This is a genomic window from Streptomyces aurantiacus, assembly GCF_001418335.1.
GTDB lineage: Bacteria > Actinomycetota > Actinomycetes > Streptomycetales > Streptomycetaceae > Streptomyces > Streptomyces aurantiacus.
This window is the reverse complement of sequence record NZ_LIPP01000001.1, coordinates 24,160-37,532: the sequence shown is the minus strand read 5'-3', so window position 1 is coordinate 37,532 and position 13,373 is coordinate 24,160. Positions and strand designations below refer to the sequence as shown.

At 71.0% G+C, this 13,373-nt stretch carries 14 protein-coding genes and 1 tRNA gene; 7 read left to right on the top strand and 8 right to left on the bottom strand.

Going from position 1 to position 13,373, the window contains the following annotated elements; genetic code table 11:
- Positions 1–69: 69 nt before the first annotated feature.
- The 4 genes from rsrA to AOK01_RS00170 form a co-directional block, all read right to left on the bottom strand.
- Complete coding sequence (rsrA, locus tag AOK01_RS00185; protein WP_055507027.1) at positions 70–432, bottom strand: mycothiol system anti-sigma-R factor; 363 nt, start codon at positions 430–432, stop codon at positions 70–72.
- Positions 429–1,109 (bottom strand): RNA polymerase sigma factor SigR, encoded by a 681-nt coding sequence (gene sigR, locus AOK01_RS00180; RefSeq protein WP_055507026.1) that lies wholly within the window; start codon positions 1,107–1,109, stop codon positions 429–431. The genes rsrA and sigR overlap by 4 nt, the downstream gene beginning before the upstream one ends.
- Before the next feature lie 278 nt (positions 1,110–1,387).
- Complete coding sequence (locus tag AOK01_RS00175; protein WP_425424707.1) at positions 1,388–2,077, bottom strand: alpha/beta hydrolase family protein; 690 nt, start codon at positions 2,075–2,077, stop codon at positions 1,388–1,390.
- A gap of 58 nt (positions 2,078–2,135) precedes the next feature.
- On the bottom strand, positions 2,136–2,951 hold the full coding sequence (locus AOK01_RS00170) for an SOS response-associated peptidase (protein ID WP_079103055.1): 816 nt from the start codon (positions 2,949–2,951) through the stop codon (positions 2,136–2,138).
- A 132-nt stretch (positions 2,952–3,083) separates the two neighbouring features.
- Between AOK01_RS00170 and AOK01_RS00165 the strand changes: the two genes are divergently transcribed.
- The 4 genes from AOK01_RS00165 to AOK01_RS00150 all read left to right on the top strand — a co-directional run bounded on the left by AOK01_RS00165 (position 3,084) and on the right by AOK01_RS00150 (position 6,823).
- Complete coding sequence (locus AOK01_RS00165) at positions 3,084–3,806, top strand: M50 family metallopeptidase (RefSeq protein ID WP_055507020.1); 723 nt, start codon at positions 3,084–3,086, stop codon at positions 3,804–3,806.
- Between the two features lie 143 nt (positions 3,807–3,949).
- The gene (gene aroA, locus AOK01_RS00160; RefSeq protein ID WP_055507018.1) at positions 3,950–5,296 is read left to right on the top strand and encodes a 3-phosphoshikimate 1-carboxyvinyltransferase; all 1,347 of its coding nucleotides are present in this window, start codon (positions 3,950–3,952) and stop codon (positions 5,294–5,296) included.
- 17 nt (positions 5,297–5,313) lie between these two features.
- Positions 5,314–6,324, top strand: a complete 1,011-nt coding sequence (rsgA, locus tag AOK01_RS00155) for a ribosome small subunit-dependent GTPase A (protein ID WP_055507016.1) — start codon at positions 5,314–5,316, stop codon at positions 6,322–6,324.
- Between the two features lie 175 nt (positions 6,325–6,499).
- Positions 6,500–6,823 carry a DMT family transporter gene (locus AOK01_RS00150; RefSeq protein WP_055507014.1) on the top strand — a complete coding sequence of 108 codons (324 nt, stop codon included), beginning with the start codon at positions 6,500–6,502 and terminating at the stop codon, positions 6,821–6,823.
- A gap of 36 nt (positions 6,824–6,859) precedes the next feature.
- Here AOK01_RS00150 and AOK01_RS00145 read toward each other — a convergent pair whose 3' ends face one another.
- Positions 6,860–7,471, bottom strand: a complete 612-nt coding sequence (locus tag AOK01_RS00145; protein WP_055507012.1) for a TetR/AcrR family transcriptional regulator — start codon at positions 7,469–7,471, stop codon at positions 6,860–6,862.
- A gap of 170 nt (positions 7,472–7,641) precedes the next feature.
- On the opposite strand from AOK01_RS00145, the gene hisN reads away from it, so the two are divergent.
- Positions 7,642–8,442, top strand: a complete 801-nt coding sequence (hisN, locus tag AOK01_RS00140; protein WP_055507010.1) for a histidinol-phosphatase — start codon at positions 7,642–7,644, stop codon at positions 8,440–8,442.
- Between the two features lie 162 nt (positions 8,443–8,604).
- Positions 8,605–8,997 (top strand): CBS domain-containing protein, encoded by a 393-nt coding sequence (locus tag AOK01_RS00135; protein ID WP_055507008.1) that lies wholly within the window; start codon positions 8,605–8,607, stop codon positions 8,995–8,997.
- 93 nt (positions 8,998–9,090) lie between these two features.
- Here the strand turns inward: AOK01_RS00135 and AOK01_RS00130 are convergent, their stop codons facing one another.
- Positions 9,091–10,560 carry a catalase gene (locus tag AOK01_RS00130; protein ID WP_055507006.1) on the bottom strand — a complete coding sequence of 490 codons (1,470 nt, stop codon included), beginning with the start codon at positions 10,558–10,560 and terminating at the stop codon, positions 9,091–9,093.
- Between the two features lie 143 nt (positions 10,561–10,703).
- On the opposite strand from AOK01_RS00130, the gene AOK01_RS00125 reads away from it, so the two are divergent.
- Positions 10,704–11,132, top strand: a complete 429-nt coding sequence (locus AOK01_RS00125; RefSeq protein ID WP_055507004.1) for a Fur family transcriptional regulator — start codon at positions 10,704–10,706, stop codon at positions 11,130–11,132.
- Positions 11,133–11,232: 100 nt separating this feature from the next.
- Here AOK01_RS00125 and AOK01_RS00120 read toward each other — a convergent pair.
- A tRNA-Met gene (locus AOK01_RS00120) sits at positions 11,233–11,306 on the bottom strand.
- 203 nt (positions 11,307–11,509) lie between these two features.
- Positions 11,510–13,333, bottom strand: a complete 1,824-nt coding sequence (locus tag AOK01_RS00115; RefSeq protein ID WP_055507002.1) for a tetratricopeptide repeat protein — start codon at positions 13,331–13,333, stop codon at positions 11,510–11,512.
- Positions 13,334–13,373: the final 40 nt, after the last annotated feature.

The following is a 13,373-nucleotide window of genomic DNA, read 5'->3' as shown; positions in this document are numbered from 1 at the left end:
GGTGGGAGATGCGGGCGGGGACGGAAGCCTTGGATGCGCCCGTCCCGGCCGGCAGGAATCCGGGGCGTTCTAGCCCTCGGCGGCGGCTCCGCGCGCGTCCGCGGTGGTGACCTCTCGGGCACCGGCCTCGCGGACAACGGCCCCGTGGATACTGCCCTCGTGCTCGGGCACGGCCTGCCCCGAGCGGATCAGCTCGATGCGGCCCATGACCTTCGCCCGCAGGTCGGTCGGCACGTCGTCCTGACCACAGCAGCGCTTGACGAGCTTCTTCACCGCCTGCTCCAGGCCGTACTTCTCAAGGCACGGTGAGCACTCCTCGAAGTGCACCTCGAACTTGGTGCAGTCCGCATCGGGCATCTCGTGGTCGAGGAACTCGTAGAGATGATCGAGTACTTCACTGCAGTCCGTCTCGTGCGGCTCTCCGCAGCTCATGAGCCCGAGCCTTTCGTTCCGTCCGACTCTCCGGCGCCCGCCGGGACCAGACCGCGATCCTTGGCGTAGTCCTCAAGCATGCCGCGCAACTGACGGCGACCCCTGTGCAGGCGGGACATCACCGTACCGATGGGTGTCCCCATGATGTCCGCGATCTCCTTGTACGCAAAGCCCTCGACGTCGGCGAGATAGACGGCGATGCGGAATTCCTCGGGGATCGCCTGCAGCGCGGACTTGACGTCCGAGTCGGGCAGGTGGTCGAGCGCCTGCGACTCGGCGGAGCGCAGACCCGTCGACATGTGCGACTCGGCACGCGCCAGCTGCCAGTCCTCGATCTCCTCGGCGGCGGACCGCTGGGGCTCGCGCTGCTTCTTGCGATACGAGTTGATGAAGGTGTTCGTGAGGATCCTGTACAGCCACGCCTTGAGGTTGGTGCCCTCACGGAACTGGTGGAAGGACGCGTACGCCTTGGCATACGTCTCCTGCACCAGGTCCTCGGCGTCGGCCGGGTTCCGCGTCATGCGCAGCGCGGCCGAGTACATCTGGTCGAGGAACTCCAGCGCGTCCCGCTCGAAGCGCACGTTGCGCTCAGCGGTGGACTCGCTGCTGCCCGTGTCCTCGGGCTGCTCCGCCTGGCCGTTTTCGGTCCCTGCGTCGGTCCCTGTGACCGGACCCACCTCCTCCAGAGTCTGGGCAGGGCCGAAACCGGTCCCACCTGCTACGGAGAATAGACGACCGGTGGTCACGGCGGCTTGCCGATCTGGTCCGCCCGCCGCCCGGACAGGAGCGGTCTTCGCCGCGTGCAGCACCGACCACTCCAGGTCAGCGGTGCTGCCACGACTCGGGCAGATGGTCGAACCCATGCGGCGGACTTCCTCTCGTGCGACGTCTCACAGCACACCTTCCGTACTGTCTGATCCGCACAACAGTGCTCCGGGGCTCAGCATTCCCAGGGTCACCCGAGTGACGAAACCCACGTCAGGACGCCGGCCGTGATGACCGCCAGGGCCTGGTCCTGGTCGACAGGGGCACGCTTCGGCACGGCGAAGCCATGATCTCCGTACGGCACCTCGACGAGCTCGTACGAGCCCTGCGGGAACTCCTCGGGGCGTCCGAACGGGTCATTGCCGCCCTGGACGACGAGCGTGGGCACCCCGGCGCCGAGCAGTTCGTCTGCGCGGGACTTCTCCGGCCTGCCCGGCGGGTGGAGCGGGAAGCTGAGCGCGAGGACGGCGTGGGCGCCCAGCTCGGCGGCCGTACGGCAGGCGACGCGGGCTCCGGCGCTGCGGCCACCCGCGACGACGGGGAGCCCGGGCCTCGCGAGCGCCGGCCACAGGCCCCGCCACCCCACGTCCAGCGTCTTCGGCGCGGGCGCCAGCTTCTTGCCCGCCACCCGCCAGGGCTGTTCGACGAGGGCCACGGTCACTCCGTGGGCGGGCAGTTCGGCGGCGAGTGCGCGGAGGTCGCGCGCCTCGATCCCGCCGCCGGCGCCATGGCTGACCGCCAGCACCAGCCGCGCCTTCTTCTCAGCCTTCTCAGCCTTCTCGGCCCTCTCGGCCCTCTCGGCCTTCTTCGCCCGGTGCCAGGTGACACGGGCCGGGCCCGCGTCGGTCTCCACCGTCTCTACCGTCTCCACCGTCTCGATGATCTCCGTCACATGCGTCCCGTCAGTCCCGTCAGCCCTGCCAGTCCCGTCAGCCACATCAGAAGAGTGTGCCCTCCTCGGGCCCCTCCAGCTCCTTCAACAGCTCCGGGCCGTTGTTGCGGACGTTGCTCACCATCGTGGAGACGGGATACGCCCGCATCAGCCCCTCCGGTGGCGGCGCGAGCAGGGAACGCACGTCCTCGACGTCCGTGCGGGAGGGGTCGAGCCAGGCGTCCCAACGGTCCGGGGTGAGCATGAGCGGCATACGGGGGTGGATGTCGGCGAGGGAACGCGGGCCCTCCTCGGGGGCGACCGCCAGCGGGGAGGTCTCCGCCTCCGTGGTGATGACGGAGCACGTCACCCACCAGGCCCGCGGGTGGTCGTCGGGCAGGGTCTTGTCCCGCCAGAACTCGTACAGCCCGGCCATCGCGAAGACGGAACCGTCGGCGGGGAGCACGAAGTACGGCTGTTTGCGGGGCCGCTTCTTCTTGCCCTCGACCTCCAGGTCGCGCTCGCCGGTGCCGGTCACCCACTCGTAATAGCCGTCGGCGGGGATGACACAGCGCCGGGAGGTGAAGGCCCGCCGGAACGAGGGCTTCTCGTGGACGGTCTCGGCGCGGGCGTTGATCATCCGGGCGCCGCCCTCGGGCGTCTTCGACCAGGAGGGGATCAGGCCCCACTTGAGGCGGCGCAACTGCCGAACCGGCCCGGGGTCCGGTGCGTCCTTAACAGGACGGTCCAGGACCACGTAGACCTCCTTGGTCGGAGCCACGTTGAAATCGGGGTCCAGAGCCTCCTCGGGCTCCCACTTCTCGATTTCAAAGATTCCTGCGAGATCCTCGGGCCCACGACTCGCTGCATACCGTCCGCACATACGTGCCAGACTGCCAGGCTCGCCCGTCGCCCGACCACCGCCACTCGACGATTGCGTTACGCGGATTGCGTTACACGGATTGCGTTACGCGCAAGCCGTCGTCGATTCCCCCCAAGGGAGCCCAAGCCGACCATGGACAGCACCGCGGCCACCTCGCTGGCCACCCTCTGGGACGAGGTCTTCGGGAGCCAGCCCGACCCCGACACATGGGTCGTCGTCGCCACACTGGCCGCCGCGCTCGCCGTGGTCGTCCCGCACCCGCTGTGGCGGCTCGCGCGCAACGCCATCACCATCGCCCACGAGGGCGGCCACGGTCTGGTCGCGCTGCTCACGGGCCGCAGCCTCGACGGCATCCGGCTGCACTCCGACACCAGCGGCCTCACCGTCAGCCGCGGCAAGCCGACCGGCCTCGGCATGATCCTCACGGCGACGGCGGGCTACACGGCTCCCCCGCTGCTCGGCCTGGGCGGCGCCGCGCTGCTGGCCGCAGGCCACATCACCGCCCTGCTGTGGCTGGCCACGCTGCTGCTCGTGGCCGTGCTGGTGATGATCCGCAACGCGTACGGCGCACTCACGGTCCTCCTGACCGGCGGCACGTTCGTGGTGGTGTCCTGGCTGTGCGGACCCCAGGTGCAGGCGGCGTTCGCGTACGCCGTCGTCTGGTTCCTGCTGCTCGGCGGGGTCCGCCCGGCCTTCGAACTCCAGGCGAAGCGCAGCCGCGGCGGAGCCGGCGACTCGGACGCGGACCAGCTGTCGAGGCTGACGCACGTACCGGCGGGCCTGTGGCTGTTCCTCTTCCACGCGGTGTCGCTGTGCTCCCTGATAGGCGGCGGCAGGTGGCTGCTGGCGCTGTGAGCGCCGAGTACCCAGGGGCGCGGGGCTGTGTCGATATGCGGCTCCGCCGCGTGGGCGCGACCGGCCAGGACGCACCCGCGGTCGACGTACCACCCGCGTTCCCGGCCGAACCCAGCGGAGCGAACCCCCACTAAAGTGAGGGCATGCCCGTTAATCCCGCAGACACCGCCCTCTGGCCCGCCCCGCACGCGAGCGGAGCCGTCACCGCGACGGTCCAGGTGCCCGGGTCCAAGTCGGTCACCAACCGCGCGCTCGTCCTCGCCGCCCTCGCCGCCGAGCCCGGCTGGCTCCGCCGCCCGCTGCGCTCACGCGACACCCTCCTGATGGCCGGTGCCCTGCGGGCGATGGGCGTCGGGATCGAGGAGGGCGTGGGCCCCGACGGCTCCGGCGAGGCATGGCGGGTCATCCCCTCGGGGCTGCGCGGCCCGGCCACGGTCGACGTGGGCAACGCCGGCACGGTGATGCGTTTCCTGCCGCCGGTCGCCACACTCGCCGACGGCCCCATCCGCTTCGACGGCGACCCCCGTTCGTACGAGCGCCCGCTGCACGGCGTGATCGACGGGCTGCGCGCCCTCGGTGCCCGGATCGACGACGACGGCCGGGGCGCGCTGCCGCTGACCGTGCAGGGCGGCGGGGCGCTGGAGGGCGGCCCGGTGGAGATCGACGCGTCCTCGTCCTCGCAGTTCGTGTCGGCGCTGCTGCTGTCAGGACCGCGTTTCAACCAGGGCGTGGAGGTACGGCACACCGGCTCGACCCTGCCGTCCATGCCGCACATCCGGATGACCGTCGACATGCTGCGGTCGATCGGCGCCCAGGTGGACACCCCGGAGTCGGGCGGCGAGCCGAACGTCTGGCGGGTCACGCCGGGCGCGCTCCTCGGCCGGGACCTGACGATCGAACCGGACCTGTCGAACGCCCAGCCGTTCCTGGCGGCCGCCCTGGTCACCGGCGGCACGGTCGTCGTCCCCGACTGGCCCGCCCGCACCACCCAGCCGGGTGACAGGCTGCGCGAGATCTTCACCGAGATGGGCGGTTCCTGCGAGCTGACGGACCGGGGGCTTGAGTTCACCGGCTCCGGCTCGGTCCACGGCATCGACGTGGACCTGGGCGAGGTCGGCGAGCTGACCCCGGGCATCGCGGCGGTCGCGGCCCTCGCCGACTCCCCCTCGACGCTGCGCGGCGTGGCCCATCTGCGGCTGCACGAGACGGACCGCCTTGCCGCCCTCACCAAGGAGATCAACGAACTCGGCGGCGACGTCACCGAGACCGCCGACGGCCTCCGCATCCGCCCGCGCCCGCTGCACGGCGGGACCTTCCACACCTACGACGACCACCGCATGGCCACCGCGGGCGCGATCATCGGCCTCGCGGTCGACGGCGTACGGATCGAGAACGTGGCGACGACGGCGAAGACCCTGCCGGACTTTCCCGATCTGTGGACCGGAATGCTCGGGACCGGAACGCTCGAAACCGGAACGCTCGGGAACTGACGGGCGGATTCGCGATCATGCGCCGTTACGGCAAGCACACCGACGAGGACGACATCCCCTCGCGCCCGAACCGCAAGGGCAACCGCCCGCGGACGAACATCCGGCCCAAGCACGAGGACGCGGCACAGGGCATGGTCCTCACCGTCGACCGGGGCCGGCTGACGTGCCTCGTCGAGGACCGCGTGGTCTTCGCCATGAAGGCACGCGAACTGGGCCGCAAGGCGGCGGTCGTCGGCGACCGGGTGGCCATCGTCGGCGACCTGACCGGCAAGAAGGACACCCTCGCCCGGATCGTCCGCATCGAGCCGCGGAGCTCGCTCCTGCGCCGCACGGCCGACGACGACGACCCGTACGAGCGAGTGGTCGTCGCCAACGCCGACCAGCTGGCCATCGTCACGGCCCTCGCCGACCCGGAGCCGCGCCCCCGCCTGATCGACCGCTGCCTGGTGGCGGCGTACGACGGCGGCCTCGCCCCGCTCCTCGTCCTCACCAAGTCGGACCTCGCGTCCCCCGACGAACTCCTGGAGCTGTACGGCGCCCTGGGGGTCCCGTACGTCGTGACGAGCCGCCCTGAGCTGGAGAGCGGCGAGGCCGTGGACCGCGTACGCAAGCAGCTGGACGGCAAGATCACGGCGTTCGTCGGGCACTCGGGCGTCGGCAAGACGACGCTGGTCAACGCGCTCGTGTCGCGGGAGCGGCGGCGGTCCACGGGCGTGGTCAACGCGGTCACAGGCCGCGGCAGGCACACCACGACCTCGGCGCGCGCGATCCCGCTGCCGGACGACGAGGGCTGGGTGGTCGACACCCCGGGCGTACGGTCCTTCGGTCTGCACCATGTGGACCCGTCACGGGTCATCAAGGCGTTCCCCGATCTGGAGCCCGGCACGGAGGGCTGCCCGCGCGCGTGCAGCCACGACGAGCCCGACTGCGCGCTGGACGCGTGGGTGGCGGAGGGGCACGCGGACCCGGCACGCCTCTACTCGCTGCGCCGGCTGCTGTCGACCCGGGAGCGGCGCGAGGGTGACTGATCGCCGCGTGACCGTGATCCCCGCGTGACCGTGATCTCTGTGCGGCTGATCTCCGTGAATTGACCTCTGTGTTGTTTGCATCCCTGCCGCGACGGTAAAGGCATAATCGCACCAAGCCGGATCCGAGTCGGATCCGAGCGAGACGAAGCAGTCACGGAGCGTGGGAGGGCATCACATGGCGTGGCTGCTGGTCGTCGTGGCGGGATTCCTGGAGACGGGTTTCGCCGTCTGCCTCAAGCTCTCCCACGGCTTCACGAGACTCTGGCCGACGGTCGCCTTCTGCGTCTTCGCGCTGGGCAGTTTCGGTCTCCTGACCCTGTCCCTGAAGAAGCTCGACGTGGGCCCCGCGTACGCGGTGTGGACGGGCATCGGCGCTGCGGGCACCGCCATCTACGGCATGATCTTCCTCGACGACCTGGTGTCCACGCTGAAGATCGTCTCGATCTCGTTCGTGATCGTGGGGGTCATCGGCCTGCAGTTGTCGGGCTCGTCCCACTGACGGGTCGGTCCACCGACGCGTCGGGCCACTGACCGGTCAGACCACGGACCGCACCGTGGCCAGCGAGTCCCGGACCAGCCGCGCCGTGCCGCCCTCTCCCACCGGGGCCAGCACGCACGACACCCCCAGCCGCACCGCGAGTTCGCAGGCCCGGGCCAGCTCCGCCACCTCGGACCTGGACCCGCCGGGCCCGGCCAGCGAGGCGACGGCCCGGTCCCGTACCAGCGCCACCAGGTCTCCGGGCGAGGGCAGCGGCCCGTCGGCCCGCCGTTGCGCCGGCACGGCCGACGACGACGGCACGGCGGACAGGGTCAGCGAGGGCAGCCGCTCTCCCCAGCACCCCGTGAGCATCGCGCGCACCAGCGCGTTCCCGCGCGCCGCGGACGCCGTCCACTCCGCCGCCGCGGCCAGTCGTTCCCGGGGTTCGGGACGGCTCACCAGAGCCCGTTCCACGCCCGCGAGATAGGCGTCGGCCTCCCGCCGTACGAGGGCACGGGCAAGCCCTTCCTTGCTCCCGAACTCGTTGTAGAGGGTCTGCCGGGACACCCCGGCGACGGCGGCGACGTCGACCATCCGCACGGCGGACCACGGACGGCGTCCGAGCGCCGCGTAGGCGGCGTCCAGTAAGGATTCCCGCGCTGCAGGCATCGTCGCCTCCCTGGGGGACCGGCTCTGCGCATCAGAGTTGACGCGCACACGGGCACTGTCAAGGGTTCGCGGCGGTACGGACGGTACGGACGGGGTGCCTCGCGGTTTCGGTACAACCCCGGCCTCTCCCCCCGTATCCCGCCGAGCGACTCGGAAGATACGGTTCACTCATGCCCGACTATCGCGATGACCTGCGCCTCGCCCATGTCCTGGCGGACGCCGCCGACGCCGCGACGATGGACCGGTTCAAGGCGCTCGACCTCAAGGTCGAGACCAAGCCGGACATGACGCCGGTGAGCGAGGCCGACAAGGCCGCCGAGGAACTGATCCGCGGGCATCTCGGCCGGGCACGGCCGCGCGACGCGATCCTCGGCGAGGAGTACGGGGTCGAGGGCACGGGCCCGCGCCGGTGGGTGATCGACCCGATCGACGGCACCAAGAACTACGTACGCGGGGTGCCCGTCTGGGCCACGCTGATCGCGCTGATGGAGGCGGTCGAGGGCGGCTACCAGCCGGTCGTCGGCGTGGTCTCCGCACCCGCGCTCTCCCGTCGCTGGTGGGCGGCGAAGGGCCACGGCGCGTTCACCGGCCGCAGCCTGTCGTCCGCGTCCCGGCTGAAGGTCTCCGACGTCTCACGCATGCGGGACGCCTCGTTCGCGTACTCCTCGCTCGGCGGCTGGGAGGAGCGCAGCCTGCTGGACGGGTTCCTGGACCTGACCCGCGAGGTGTGGCGCACGCGCGCGTACGGCGACTTCTGGCCGTACATGATGGTCGCCGAGGGCTCGGTCGACATCTGCGCGGAGCCCGAGCTGTCGCTGTGGGACATGGCGGCGACCTCGATCGTGGTGACCGAGGCGGGCGGTTCCTTCACCGGCCTCGACGGCCGCCCGGGCCCGCACAGCGGCAACGCGGCGGCGTCGAACGGCATCCTCCACGACGAACTGCTGGGGTATCTGAACCAGCGCTACTGAGGCGGGTGGAGTCGTCCGGGGGCGCTGGGGCGCGGGGCACGCCCCGAACAGGCGGCGCGCGCCCTCTTGTTGACCCTCTCTTTAACTGCGACTCTGGGGGGACCCTCACTTGTGAACTTGTGAATCCGTTAACGAACGGATTCGTAGGAGGTGGCTCCGTCCATGCTCGTCCGCGACGCCATGAGCACGGTGGTCCTCACCATCGGCCCCGCCCACACCCTCCGGAAGGCCGCCGCGCTGATGTCCGCTCGCCGTATCGGCGCGGCCGTGGTCCTCGATCCCGACGACAGCGGGATCGGCATCCTCACCGAGCGCGACATCCTCAACTCCGTCGGCCTGGGCCAGAGCCCGGACACCGAGCCCGCCCATGCCCACACGACCAACGACGTGGTGTTCGCCACCCCTACCTGGACGTTGGAGGAGGCCGCTCAGGCCATGGCCCACGGCGGCTTCCGCCATCTCATCGTCCTCGACCGCGGCGAGCCGGTCGGCATCGTCTCGGTCCGCGACATCATCCGCTGCTGGGCGCCGCTACGACAGCCCGCCCCGGCCTGAGCAGCGGCGGCAGCGGCACACAGGCAAGCGGGCCGGCTCCCCAGTGCGAGGGGAGCCGGCCCGCTCTCTACGACAAGCGATCCAGTGCCGGTATCAGCCGCGCAGTTCCTGGACCGCGGCCTCCAGCCGCTTGCCGAAGTCTCCGTCGGCCTGACGGAAGTTGCCGATCGCGCGCTCGGCGATGTCGTCGCGCGAGACCTTGGCGATGAAGCCCGCCAGGTTGTCGACCAGGCGGTCCTTCTCCCCCTCGGACATCAGGCGGTAGAGGTCGCCCGCCTGTACGAAGTCGTTGTCCTCGGCGTGCGAGGGAGCCTCGTGGTTGCCGGTGGCGCCGGTGACCGGGGTGCTCTGCCAGAGCGGCCGGTCCGTCTGGACGGGTCCGCCGAAGCTGTTCGGCTCGTAGTTCTTGGCACCCTTGTGGCGGCCGTCGTACAGGAAGCCGTCACGTGAGTTGGTACGCGCCTCGGCGGCGTGCGGGCGGTTCACCGGCAGGTTGGCGGCGTTGATGCCGACGCGGTAGCGGTGGGCGTCGCCGTACGCGAAGAGACGGCCCTGGAGCATCTTGTCGGGCGAGGGCCCGATACCCGGCACGAAGTTCGCGGGGCTGAAGATGGACTGCTCGACCTCGGCGAAGACGTTCTCCGGGTTGCGGTTGAGCTCCAGCCTGCCGATCTCGATCGGCGGGTAGTCCTCGTGCGGCCACACCTTGGTGAGGTCGAACGGGTTGAAGCGGTACCCGGCCGCGTCGGCCACCGGCATGATCTGCACCTGCACGGTCCAGGACGGGAAGTCGCCGCGCTCGATCGACTCACGCAGGTCCCGCTGGTGCGAGTCGGGGTCGAGACCGGAGACCTTCACGGCCTCCTCGGTCGTCAGGTTCCTGATGCCCTGGTCGGTCTTGAAGTGGTACTTGACCCAGAAGGCCTCGCCGGCCTCGTTGTTCCACTGGTAGGTGTGCGAGCCGTACCCGTTCATGTGGCGGTACGAGGCGGGGATGCCGCGGTCGCCGAAGAGCCAGGTCACCTGGTGCGTGGACTCGGGCGAAAGGCCCCAGAAGTCCCACACGTTGTCGGCTTCCTGCGAGCCGGTGTACGGGTCGCGCTTCTGCGTGTGGATGAAGTCGGGGAACTTGATGGCGTCCTTGACGAAGAACACCGGGGTGTTGTTGCCGACGAGGTCGTAGTTGCCGTCCTCGGTGTAGAACTTCAGCGCCCAGCCGCGCGGATCGCGGACGGCGTCGGCCGAGCCGAGGTTGCCGGCCACGGTCGAGAAGCGCAGGAAGGTCTCGGTCTGCTTGCCGACCTCGGAGAGGAACGCGGCACGCGTCCACCGGGAGACGTCGCGGGTGAGCGTGAACGTGCCGTAGGCGGCGGCGCCACGGGCGTGCACCACACGCTCCGGTATGCGCTCGCGGTTGAAGTGGGCGAGCTTCTCCAGCAGGAGCTGGTCCTGGACGAGGACGGGGCCGCCGACGCCCGCGGTCTCGCTGTTCTGGTTGTCGGCCACCGGCGCGCCGGCCTCCGTCGTAAGCGGTCCCTGCGTCACGTGCGCCTCCTGCGTCATTCCTCACCAGTTCTGTTCCTCGGCCAGTTTCATGCCCCGACCAAAGTCGATCTCGATCCTACAATGGACAAGGTCTAAGTCAAGTTAAGCTCCAAAGTCACACCTGTTCGGGATCTGGTCCAGCAGCTGTTAAGCTCTGCCGTATGAGCGACCTGTTGGAACGACTGCGCGGACGCGGCTGGCGCATGACCGCGCAGCGGCGTGTCGTGGCTGAGGTCCTCGACGGCGACCACGTCCACCTGACGGCCGACGAGGTGCACTCGCGCGCTGTCGTGAAGCTTCCGGAGATCTCCCGGGCGACCGTCTACAACACCCTGGGCGAGCTGGTCTCGCTCGGCGAGGTGCTGGAAGTCGCCACGGACAAGCGCGCGAAGCGGTACGACCCGAACGCCCACCGGCCGCACCACCACCTGGTCTGCGCCCAGTGCGGCGCGATCAAGGACGTACACCCGGGCGGAAACCCGCTGGCGGACCTACCCGACTCCGAGCGCTTCGGCTTCACGGTCTCGGACGTAGAGGTGACGTACCGCGGCGTCTGCCCGAACTGCGCGGCGACGACGACGACGGCCTGACCGCACGCCGCACCCAGAACTCACGCACCATCACCCTCGGACAGGGTTTCGCGAAACACCGAAGGCCCGGAACCATTGGTTCCGGGCCTTCGGTCTTCAGTAGCGGGGACAGGATTTGAACCTGCGACCTCTGGGTTATGAGCCCAGCGAGCTACCGAGCTGCTCCACCCCGCGGCGATGAACTGAACATTACGTCACCCCGCCGACCAGCGCAAATCCCTTCTCCGAGCACCCCTCTTCGCCGAGGCCGGCCTCACTCGGCCCGTCCGGCGTTTGAGGACGAGGCCGTTCAGGCCGATAGGGGGTCTGGGGGCGCAGCCCCCAGAAGGCACGGGAAGGGTAGGGGCGGCGGGGGTGAAAACCACCCCCCACCTCCGTCACGCGGACAACTCCTGCCGCAACGCATCCCGCAACCGCGCCGCCCGCTCCGACACCTCACCGGGCCCGAGCGACACCGCCCGATCGGCCCACCGCTGCCCCTCCACCAGCTCCCCACGACGCGCGTAGACAAGCGCGAGCCGCAACGCCGCCCGCCCGTGCCCCGCGTCGGCGGCCCGGGTCCACCACAGGGCGGCCTCCGGCTCACTCCCCTCCCGGACCAGCAGCAGCCCCAGGTTGAACGCCCCGTTCCGGGACCCCGCCTCCGCGGCCTCCCGGTACCAGCGGGCCGCCTCCACGACGTCCCCGCGGGCGGACGCCAGCATCCCCACGCGCACCTGCGCCCGCCGGTGCCCCTGGGAAGCGGCCCGCTCGTACCACTCCTCGCACTCGCTCTTCTCGACGGTCGGCTCCCCCAGCTCGTGCGCGGGCGTGGGGGGACGCCGGGCGTCGAGGACGGTCGCCAGCCGGTAGGCCCCCTCCGCGCTGCCGCCTCCCGCGGCACACCGGAGATGCCGCTCGGCGGCTCCCTCGTCGCCGTCCCGGAGCCGGGCGATCCCGACCTGGAGCGCGGCCTCGGCGTGCCCGGCGGCGGCGGCCCGTTCGTACCACCGCAGCGCCGCCGCGTCCTCGCCCCGCCCCGCGTGCAGGATCCCGAGGTTGAACGCGGCGTCGACGCTGCCGGCCTCCGCCGCCTTGGAGAACCACGGCTCGGCTCCGGCAGCGTCGCCGACCTGGAGCAGCAGGATGGCCAGGGCGTTCGCCGCCTCGCGGTGCCCCGCGTACGCCGCCCGCCGGTACCACTGTTCGGCCTGGGCGGTGCGCGCCTGCTCGGCGCAGAGCAGCCCGAGGTTGTACGCGCCGTTCACGTCGCCTGCGTCCATCGCGGCCCGGTACCAGCGCTCGGCGGTCTGCGTCTCACCCCGCTGGGCGTGCAGCGCTCCCAGCGCGTTGGCGGCGTTACCGTCGCCGTCCTGGGCGGCCCTCAGCCACCACACGGCCGCGCTCTCGGTGTCGCCCGCGTCCCGCAGCAGGAACCCCAGCGCACAGGCGGCCCGCGCCTCGCCGTCCTTGGCGGAGGTCAGATACCAGCGCCCGGCCTCCTTCAGCTCCCCACGCTTCTCCAGGATCGCCCCGAGGTGCAGCGCGGCCCTGCGGTGGCCACGCGCCGCCGCCTGCCGGTACCACTGCTCGGCCGGCTCGCCGACGGCCACCTCGCCGCCGTTCCCGTTCCCGTTGCCGTTCCCCTTGTCGGTGTCACCCGCCTGCGCGGTCGTCCGGTCGAGTGCCCGCGCGAGCCGGTAGGCCGCCTCGCGGTGGCCCCGCTCGGCGGCGGCCCGCATCCAGTTCTCGGCGCGGGCGTCACCGCGGTGCTCCAGGAGATCGGCGAGCGCGTACGCGCCGAGGGCGTGGCCCTGCTCGGCGGACTGGCGCAGCCAGTACTCGGCGGCGGGCTCGTCGCCGCGCTCGCGGTGGTGGCGCCCCAGTGCGTGTGCGGCGGCCGCGGAGCCCGCGACGGCGGCGATCCGCCACCAGCCGGCCGCCTCCTCCGCGTATCCGCGCTGGTGCAGGAGGACACCGAGGTTGTTGGCGGCGGCCCGGTCACCGGCCGCGGTGGCAGCGCGCAGCTGCGGCTCGGCCCCGTCGAGATCACCGCGGCGGAGCAGCATGGCTCCGAGGACACTCATCGCCTCGGCGTCGCCCTCTTCCGCGGCGAGCCGTTGACGAGCCTCCTCCACAGCCTCACCGGTCTCGTCCCGGTCGGAAGGCTGAACAAACCGCCCTGTTTCCAACAGAGTTGCCTTGTCCCCCATAACGTCCATCGTCGCACCACCTGCAACCTGGGTACACCTGGTATACCGC

What these genes read in the sequence shown, in the direction of transcription:
- aroA (WP_055507018.1), top strand. Translation starts at nt 3,950, where the DNA reads ATGCCCGTTAATCCCGCAGACACCGCCCTCTGGCCCGCCCCGCACGCG.
- AOK01_RS00145 (WP_055507012.1), bottom strand. Translation starts at nt 7,471, where the DNA reads ATGCCTGCAGCGCGGGAATCCTTACTGGACGCCGCCTACGCGGCGCTC.
- AOK01_RS00130 (WP_055507006.1), bottom strand. Translation starts at nt 10,560, where the DNA reads ATGACGCAGGAGGCGCACGTGACGCAGGGACCGCTTACGACGGAGGCC.
- AOK01_RS00125 (WP_055507004.1), top strand. Translation starts at nt 10,704, where the DNA reads ATGAGCGACCTGTTGGAACGACTGCGCGGACGCGGCTGGCGCATGACC.
- AOK01_RS00115 (WP_055507002.1), bottom strand. Translation starts at nt 13,333, where the DNA reads ATGGACGTTATGGGGGACAAGGCAACTCTGTTGGAAACAGGGCGGTTT.
- AOK01_RS00150 (WP_055507014.1), top strand. Translation starts at nt 6,500, where the DNA reads ATGGCGTGGCTGCTGGTCGTCGTGGCGGGATTCCTGGAGACGGGTTTC.
- AOK01_RS00135 (WP_055507008.1), top strand. Translation starts at nt 8,605, where the DNA reads ATGCTCGTCCGCGACGCCATGAGCACGGTGGTCCTCACCATCGGCCCC.
- rsgA (WP_055507016.1), top strand. Translation starts at nt 5,314, where the DNA reads ATGCGCCGTTACGGCAAGCACACCGACGAGGACGACATCCCCTCGCGC.
- AOK01_RS00165 (WP_055507020.1), top strand. Translation starts at nt 3,084, where the DNA reads ATGGACAGCACCGCGGCCACCTCGCTGGCCACCCTCTGGGACGAGGTC.
- hisN (WP_055507010.1), top strand. Translation starts at nt 7,642, where the DNA reads ATGCCCGACTATCGCGATGACCTGCGCCTCGCCCATGTCCTGGCGGAC.
- AOK01_RS00170 (WP_079103055.1), bottom strand. Translation starts at nt 2,951, where the DNA reads ATGTGCGGACGGTATGCAGCGAGTCGTGGGCCCGAGGATCTCGCAGGA.
- rsrA (WP_055507027.1), bottom strand. Translation starts at nt 432, where the DNA reads ATGAGCTGCGGAGAGCCGCACGAGACGGACTGCAGTGAAGTACTCGAT.